General features: G+C 70.1%; 6 protein-coding genes. 4 read left to right on the top strand and 2 right to left on the bottom strand.

All coding sequences use genetic code 11. From position 1 onward, the window contains the following. The first annotated feature begins 1 nt into the window (after position 1). From ACFXJ8_RS19505 to ACFXJ8_RS19515, 3 genes are read left to right on the top strand one after another with little or no spacing between them, the layout of a single operon-like run. Complete coding sequence (locus ACFXJ8_RS19505) at positions 2–1,201, top strand: argininosuccinate synthase (protein WP_379645301.1); 1,200 nt, start codon at positions 2–4, stop codon at positions 1,199–1,201. Positions 1,202–1,235: 34 nt separating this feature from the next. Beyond that, positions 1,236–2,657: an argininosuccinate lyase gene (gene argH / locus ACFXJ8_RS19510; RefSeq protein WP_379645302.1), complete on the top strand. Its 1,422-nt coding sequence runs from the start codon at positions 1,236–1,238 to the stop codon at positions 2,655–2,657. After that, complete coding sequence (locus ACFXJ8_RS19515) at positions 2,639–3,265, top strand: DNA-3-methyladenine glycosylase (RefSeq protein ID WP_379645303.1); 627 nt, start codon at positions 2,639–2,641, stop codon at positions 3,263–3,265. The genes argH and ACFXJ8_RS19515 overlap by 19 nt, the downstream gene beginning before the upstream one ends. Here the strand turns inward: ACFXJ8_RS19515 and ACFXJ8_RS19520 are convergent. Further along, complete coding sequence (locus ACFXJ8_RS19520; RefSeq protein WP_379645304.1) at positions 3,202–3,606, bottom strand: PH domain-containing protein; 405 nt, start codon at positions 3,604–3,606, stop codon at positions 3,202–3,204. The genes ACFXJ8_RS19515 and ACFXJ8_RS19520 overlap by 64 nt on opposite strands. Positions 3,607–3,692: 86 nt before the next feature. Between ACFXJ8_RS19520 and tyrS the strand changes: the two genes are divergently transcribed. Continuing rightward, a complete protein-coding gene (tyrS, locus tag ACFXJ8_RS19525; RefSeq protein WP_379645305.1) occupies positions 3,693–4,958 on the top strand; it encodes a tyrosine--tRNA ligase in 1,266 nt (421 codons plus the stop codon). Positions 4,959–5,070: 112 nt separating this feature from the next. On the opposite strand, the gene ACFXJ8_RS19530 is transcribed toward tyrS, so the two are convergent. Beyond that, complete coding sequence (locus ACFXJ8_RS19530) at positions 5,071–6,483, bottom strand: hypothetical protein (RefSeq protein WP_379645306.1); 1,413 nt, start codon at positions 6,481–6,483, stop codon at positions 5,071–5,073. Positions 6,484–6,880 lie beyond the last annotated feature (397 nt).

A 6,880-nucleotide genomic window follows, 5' to 3' on the forward strand; every position in this document is an offset into this window, starting at 1 on the left:
CATGTCTGAGAGAGTTGTACTCGCCTTCTCCGGGGGACTCGACACCTCCGTCGCCATTCCCTTCCTCGCCGAGCAGATGGACGCCGAGGTCATCGCCGTCGCCGTCGACCTCGGCCAGGGCGGCGAGGACATGGACGTCATCCAGAAGCGCGCCATCGACTGCGGCGCCGTGGAGTCCGTCGTCATCGACGCCAAGGAGGAGTTCGCGGCCGACTTCTGCGTGCCCGCGCTCCAGGCCAACGCCCTCTACATGGACCGCTACCCGCTGCTGTCGTCACTGTCGCGGCCGTTGATCGTCAAGCACCTGGTCTCCGCGGCCAAGCAGTTCGGCGGCACCACGGTCTCCCACGGCTGCACCGGCAAGGGCAACGACCAGGTCCGCTTCGAGGCAGGACTGGCCGCGCTGGCCCCCGACCTCAAGGTCGTCGCCCCCGCCCGTGACTTCGCCTGGACCCGCGACAAGGCCATCGCCTTCGCCGAGGACAAGGGCCTGCCGATCGAGACCACCAAGAAGAACCCCTACTCGATCGACCAGAACCTGTGGGGCAGGGCCATCGAGACCGGCTACCTCGAGGACATCTGGAACGGCCCGACCGAGGACATCTACGCCTACACCGCCGACCCCGCCCAGCCGCGCGAGGCCGACGAGGTCGTCATCACCTTCGAGCACGGCGTGCCCGTGGCCCTCGACGGGCGCAGGCTCACGCCGTTCCAGGTCATCGACGAGCTGAACAAGCGCGCCGGCGCGCAGGGCGTCGGCCGGATCGACATGGTCGAGGACCGGCTCGTCGGCATCAAGTCGCGCGAGGTCTACGAGGCGCCCGGCGCCATCGCGCTGATCACCGCGCACATGGAGCTGGAGAACGTCACCGTCGAGCGCGACCTGGCCCGCTTCAAGCGCGGCGTCGACCAGCGCTGGAGCGAGCTCGTCTACGACGGCCTGTGGTTCTCGCCGCTGAAGGACGCCCTCGACACGCTGATCGCCGATGCGCAGAAGTACGTCAGCGGCGACATCAGGATGACGCTGCACGGCGGGCGCGCGGTCGTCACCGGACGGCGCTCCGAGCAGTCTCTGTACGACTTCTCGCTGGCCACCTACGACACCGGCGACACCTTCGACCAGTCGCTCGCCAAGGGATTCGTCCAGCTGTGGAGCCTGCCGTCCAAGATCGCGGCAGCCCGTGACGCCAAGCACGGCTAGGATCGCGGGGGGCTTCGCAGAAGTGATGGAGGACATGACGGTGAGTGATGGCAAGCCGATGAGGCTGTGGGGCGGGCGCTTCGAGTCGGGCCCGGCCGACGCGCTGGCCCGGCTGTCGGTGAGCGTGCACTTCGACTGGCGGCTGGTGCCGTACGACCTGATGGCCTCGCGGGCGCACGCCCGCGTGCTGAACCGGGCGGAGCTGCTGACCGACGACGAGCTCGAGCGCATGATCGGGGCGCTCGACGACCTGGAGCGCGCCTGCAAGAACGGCGAGTTCCGGCCGACGGTCGCCGACGAGGACGTGCACACCGCGCTGGAGCGCGGGCTGCTCGAACGGCTCGGCTCCCTCGGCGGCAAGCTGCGCGCCGGGCGCAGCCGCAACGACCAGATCGCCACCGACCTGCGCCTCTACCTGCGCGACCACGTGCGCACCATCGTCTCCAGGCTGGTGGAGCTGGAGACGGCGCTCATGGCCCAGGCCGCCACCCACGCCGACACCGCGGCGCCCGGCATGACCCACCTGCAGCACGCGCAGCCGGTGTCGTTCGGCCACCAGCTGCTGGCGCACGTGCACGCGTTCGCGCGTGACATCGACCGCCTCATCGACTGGGACAAGCGGGCCGCCGTCTCGCCGCTGGGCTCGGGTGCGCTCGCGGGCTCGTCGCTGCCGCTCGACCCCGTCGTCGTCGCCGCCGAGCTCGGCTTCGACGCCGCCGCGCCCAACTCGATGGACGCCGTCGCCGACCGCGACTTCGCCGCCGAGTTCCTGTTCGACGCGGCCATGATCGGCGTGCACCTGTCGCGGCTCGGCGAGGAGATCGTCCTGTGGGCCTCGCAGGAGTTCCGCTGGATCGAGATGGACGACGCCTACTCCACCGGCTCGTCGATCATGCCGCAGAAGAAGAACCCCGACGTGGCCGAGCTCGCCCGCGGCAAGTCGGGTCGGCTCATCGGCAACCTCATGTCGCTGCTGACCACGCTCAAGGGCCTGCCGCTCACCTACAACCGCGACCTGCAGGAGGACAAGGAGCCGGTCTTCGACACCGTCGACACCCTGCTCCTGGTGCTGCCCGCGGTGGCCGGCCTGGTCTCCACCATGCGCGTCAACACCGCCCGCATGTCGGCGACGGCCTCCGACGGGTTCGCCCTGGCCACCGACCTGGCCGAGCTGCTGGTGCGCAAGGGCGTGCCGTTCCGCGACGCCCATGAGGCCGTCGGCCACCTGGTCGTCTACTGCCAGGTCAACGACGTCGACCTCGGCGAGGTGAGCGACGAGGACCTGGCCAAGGTGTCGCAGCACCTGACGCCCGACGTCCGCGACGTCCTCAACGTGCCCGGCGCGCTCGCCGCGCGCAAGGCGCACGGCGGCACCGCGCCCGACAGGGTCCGCGACCAGCTCGCCGCCCTGCGCGAGACGGTCGATGTGCAGGCGGCATGGGCGTCGAACGTCTGAGCAGGGACTTCTTCGACCGACCCGCCCACGAGGTCGCGCCCGAGCTGCTCGGGCGCGTCCTCGTGCACGGCGACGTCGCGGTCAGGCTGACCGAGGTCGAGGCGTACGGCCCGCCGGGACAGGACCCCGCCTCCCACACCTACCGGGGACCGACCCCGCGCAACGCGGTCATGTTCGGCCCGCCCGGGCATCTCTACGTGTACTTCACCTACGGCATGCACTTCTGCGCCAACCTCGTCTGCCTGCCCGAGGGCCTCGGCTCGGGGGTGCTGCTGCGCGCGGGCGAGGTCGTGTCGGGACTGCCCCAGGCCCGGGCCCGCAGACCGGGCGCCAAGGACCGTGACCTCGCCCGCGGACCGGCCAGGCTGGCGACCGCGCTCGGCATCGGCCGGGCCGACAACGGCCAGGACATGATCGGCCGGGTGCTCCAGGGCGAGCCCGCCACCTCGGTCGCCTCAGGTCCCAGGACCGGGATCTCCAGCGCCGCCGAGACGCCCTGGCGGTTCTGGATCGACGGCGACCCGACCGTCTCGCCGTACCGCGCTCACATCCCGCGGCGGCGCAACAACGCGGCGACCTCCGTGCAGGAGGCGCCGCCCAGGTCGTAGGAGCTCAACAGGTGCAGGTGGTCGCCCGTGTCGATCTCGAGCATCTCGCCGCGCAGGCCGAACCGCCTGCGCACGTCGACCCGCACGTCCTCGATCCGGTCCCACGGGATGTGCCGCCTGCCGACGAATCCGTGCACGACGGTGATGCCGCTCTCGTCGGCGGCCAGCCGTACGGGGGCCAGCAGGTCTCTGACCGCCATCGCGCCGACCAGCAGGGTCGCGGGAACGGCCAGGATCACGCCGCGCACGTCAGCGTTCAGATACCAGTAGACGCCGAGCACCGCACACGCCAGAGCCCCTAGGATCTTGAAAACGGCCAGCTCGCGACGGACCCTCCACATGGACATCGAGCCTATCCAAGTGGCGGACATCCTCGGCTATCGGGCAGGCTGTAGCCAGTCATCCTCTACCTCGGAAAGCCGGAAACGTGACCGACATCCTCGATGACCTCGCGTGGCGAGGCCTGATCGCGCAGTCCACCGACCTTGACGCCCTGCGGGCGTCCATGGCCAAGGGGCCGATCACGGTCTATTCCGGCTTCGACCCGACCGCGGCCTCGCTGCACGTCGGACACTTCGTGCCGCTGCTGACGCTGCGCCGCCTCCAACTGGCGGGCCATCAGCCGATCGGCCTGGTCGGCGGCGCCACGGGGCTGATCGGCGACCCGAGCGGACGCAACTCCGAGCGGTCGCTCAACTCCAGCGAGGTCGTCGCGGGATGGGTCGAACGGCTGCGCGCGCAGGTCGGGCGCTTCCTCGACTTCGACGCCCAGCCCAACGCCGCGCTCATGGTCAGTAACCTCGACTGGACCGCCGAGCTGTCGGCCATCGACTTCCTGCGCGACATCGGCAAGCACTTCCCCGTCAACCGCATGCTGGCCCGCGAGTCCGTCGCGGCGCGCCTGGCCGGTGAGGGCCTGAGCTACACCGAGTTCAGCTACCAGATCCTGCAGGCCAACGACTACCTGGAGCTGTACCGCAGGCACGGCTGCTCGCTGCAGATCGGCGGTAGCGACCAGTGGGGCAACATCACCGCTGGAGCCGACCTGGTCCGCCGCATCGAGGGCGCGCACGTCCACGCACTGACCCTGCCGCTCATCACCAAGGCCGACGGCACCAAGTTCGGCAAGTCGGCGGGCGGCGCGCTGTGGCTCGACCCCGCCATGACCTCGCCCTACGCGTTCTACCAGTACTTCCTCAACGCCGACGACCGCGACGTGATCCACTACCTGAAGGTGTTCACGTTCAGGACCCGCGAGGAGATCGAGGAACTGGAGAAGGCCGTCGCCGAACGTCCCTTCGCCAGGCAGGCCCAGCGGACGCTGGCCGAGGACCTCACCGAGCTGCTGCACGGCAAGGCCGAGCTGGACGCCGTGGTCGCGGCGTCGAAGGCGCTGTTCGGGCAGGGCTCGCTCGACGAACTGCCGGTCGCGACGCTGGAGGCGGCGCTGGCCGAGGTGCCGCGGGCCAAGGTCCACGAGCTCGGCGCCTCGCTGGCAGACCTGATGGCGGAAAGCGGCCTGGTGGAGTCGAAGTCGGCGGCCAGACGGGCGATCAAGGAGGGCGGCGCTTACCTCAACAACGTGAAGATCACGGATGAGGCCTACGCGCCGACCTCGGACGAGCTGCTGCAGGGACGGTTCCTGGTGCTGCGCCGCGGCAAGAAGTCGATCGGCGGCGTCGTCGTCGGCTGACCGGCTGATCGGCTGCCCGTGGGCGGGCCTTCCCTCAGGGGAGGCCCGCCTTTTCGTGCCTAGAGGCTCGGCCCTGCCTCAGGGGAGGCTTGGCTTCCTCTCGTGCAGGGCCTCACGGGAGGCTTGTCTGCCTCTTGTACAGCGCCACCGTCAGGCCGGGGGTGTCGGCCGAGTGCCAGGCCTGCGCGCGGTCGAATCCCGCCCGCCGTACCTTCTCGATCGCGGGCAGGTCCGCGTCCTTCGCGCCCCGCCACACCAGCCACACCCGCTCGCGGCCGTCGAGCGCGGCGGCGACGTCGGGCCGCTCCGGATAGGCGAAGCTGTCGGCGGCCGGCGCCGTGCCCTCGCGCAGGACGTCGTCGGGCATTTCGGCCGTGGCGTAGTAGTCGAAACCAGTACGCAGGGAGCTCTGGCCGTACACGATCGCGTCGCCCGGCTCGAACTCCAACCGGCGGATCGCCGACGGGACGTCCTCGAAGCGCCCGTTGGGCTCGCGGATCTCCAGATGCTGCGGTACGGCCAGCGCGCCCGCGGCGAGCGTGAGCCCCACAGCGGCGGGGACGGCGAACCGCGGCAACTCGGCCACCGCGATCGCGGCCAGCAGCGCGAGCGCCGGAGCGGTGACGAAGAGGTAGCGGTCGACATACACGGGTGTCACCAGATGGGAAACCGCCAGCAGCAGCACGGGCGGAAGCACCAGCCAGCCGGTGAGCGCCAGCCCCCACCGCGTGTCCTGCCTGACCATGAGCACGGCCCCGACCAGGGCGACGGCGAACAGCAGCAGGCCGATCTCGCTGGCCCCCGCCGCCATCTTGGGGAACTTGAGCAGCACGTCGGGGCCGCGCTGGGGAATCCAGCTGATCGCGTGGCGCTCGCCGTACCCGATGAGGCCGAGCACGGCCGCGGGCACGAATCCGGCGGCCATGGCGAGGACCATGCTCCGGGTGCCTCTGCGCAGGAGGGCCAAGTGGGCGGGCAGGACGAGCACGGCGAACAGGTGGGTGCAGCCGATGAAGGCCACGGAGACGGCGTACCGCACCCACCTCGCGCGGTGCAGGCACCAGAAGGAGATCGTGACGGCCGCGGCGGCGAAGGCGTAGGACCTGGCGAAGGCGCCGTAGTAGGAGACCGACGGGAGCACTGCGAACAGCGCGGCCGCGGTGAGGCCAGCGGTCAGGCCGTGCAGGCGACGGCCGAGGGCGACCAGGAAGGCGGCGGCGACGCCGATCGCGACGGCCGAGGGAAGGCGGAGCCAGAGCTCCGACTCGCCGAGCATGGTCCAGAAGTGCATGAACAGGTAGTACGGCAGGAAGTGGCCGTCGATGTGCTGGGCGAGCTCCCACATGCCGGGGATGTCCCGCCGGGCCGCGCTGAGGGTGGCCAGTTCGTCACCGTTGAGCGTCGCCGCGCCCGATCCGGTGAGAGCGAGGGCGCAGGCCACGACGCCGGCCGCCACGGCGATCCATGGAGGGGTGCGGGGGAGGGTTTGTGGCGGGCTGTCGGGCGCGGCGATCGTGGCAGTCACCCTGTGGAGGATACGGGCAGAGATCGACATGCCGGACGCGGATTTGACGGGATGGCGATAGCGACCTAGTCTCGTCTGTGCCCCGGGAGCGAGCCGGACGCCGGACGACGGCGGACGGGCCCGAGGAGCACATCTTCTCAACGCAGCCAGCCACCAAGGCGCCCCCCTGTTTCACCCGGCAGAATCGGTTGATTGGACAAGGGCCCAATGGCACGGTAAGTTGAGAGGGTTGCCCCGGAAGCGGGGTGGTCGAGATTGTAGCCAGGTTCGCCGGTTTGACAGCAAATCGGACAAGCTGGTACAGTTAAGACATAACGAAGCGAGTGCGGCCGGGTGGTTGACGGTGAACGCGTCCGTTTCTTGAGAACTCAACAGTGTGTTAAAAGCCAGTGCATGA

This window comes from Nonomuraea sp. NPDC059194 (assembly GCF_042754765.1).
Taxonomy (GTDB): domain Bacteria; phylum Actinomycetota; class Actinomycetes; order Streptosporangiales; family Streptosporangiaceae; genus Nonomuraea.